Origin of the sequence: Vibrio sp. Vb0304, from assembly GCF_033338995.1 — a bacterium.
GTDB classification, from domain to species: Bacteria; Pseudomonadota; Gammaproteobacteria; order Enterobacterales; family Vibrionaceae; genus Vibrio; species Vibrio alginolyticus.
In genome coordinates, this window is sequence record NZ_JAWOTT010000359.1 from 1 (window position 1) to 1,044 (window position 1,044).

Consider the following 1,044-nt stretch of genomic DNA (forward strand, 5'->3'; position numbering starts at 1 on the left):
CGTCGCGGTCAACGTGAGTTCTTAGCGAGTGGTGACGGCGGTTTTTATGCCAAGCCAAATGTGGTGTACGGAAAAAGCAAGTATGGCTATCCGAAATCACTTTATGAGTGGTCAGTGGTAACCATGAAGTATCAACCGAATTAATCATCGTTTGATACCCACTAAAAAGGAGTGCTGAGCACTCCTTTTTGCATCTTATGCGCTCGGGTTATTTCGTGTAGCGCATGACTCCTTCTTGTACGGCAGTCGCCACCAAATGACCTTGCTGGTTATAAATTTCGCCACGCACTAAGCCACGAGTATTACTCGCCGTTGGGCTTTCTATTGCGTACAAAAGCCATTCATCCATCTTGAAGGGACGATGGAACCAGATTGAATGGTCAATCGTCGCAACTTGGAAATTCGGCGTCATTAACGACACTTCATGTGGATGCATCGCCGTGACCAAAAATCCCCAATCTGACGCGTAAGCCAGCAAGTATTGATGAATCAGTTGGTTATCTGGCATCTCACCGTTAGCACGAATCCAAAGGTACTGTTTTGGCTCCGCTTTTTTGGGTTTTAGAGGATTGATCACCGTGACAGGGCGAGTCTCAATCGGTTTTTCTCCGCAGAATGTTTTACGCAAGCGCTCTGGCAGAAACTCCGCAATATGACTTGCGAGTTCACTCTCTGAGGCGAAGTTTTCAGGCCCCGGAATATCTGGCATGGCTTTCTGGTGATCGAACCCCGGTTGATCGCCGTGATAAGAAGCCGTTAGGTAAAAAATAGGTCGTCCATTTTGCACTGCTTTAACGCGTCTGGTGCTAAAGCTACGTCCATCTCTTAAATTTTCCACATCGTAAATGATCGGCTTTTCAGGGTCTCCAGGGTAGAGAAAATAGCTATGGAAGGAGTGCACAGTGCGTGTTTCTTCTACTGTGTAACGAGCCGCTGAGAGGGCTTGTCCAATCACTTGGCCGCCGTAGACTTGAGGTAAACCTAGGTTTTCACTTTGTCCACGAAACAAGCCTTCTTCTAATTTTTCGAGTTGTAGTGGCTGAG

Annotated in this window: 1 protein-coding gene; it reads right to left on the bottom strand. The window is 47.1% G+C overall.

Annotated features, from left to right (window positions below; all coding sequences use genetic code 11):
- Window positions 1-208 precede the first annotated feature (208 nt).
- Window positions 209-1,044: acyl-CoA thioesterase II (tesB, locus tag R7P35_RS26230; RefSeq protein WP_318093419.1), on the bottom strand; the 836-nt coding region annotated here is incomplete at its 5' end.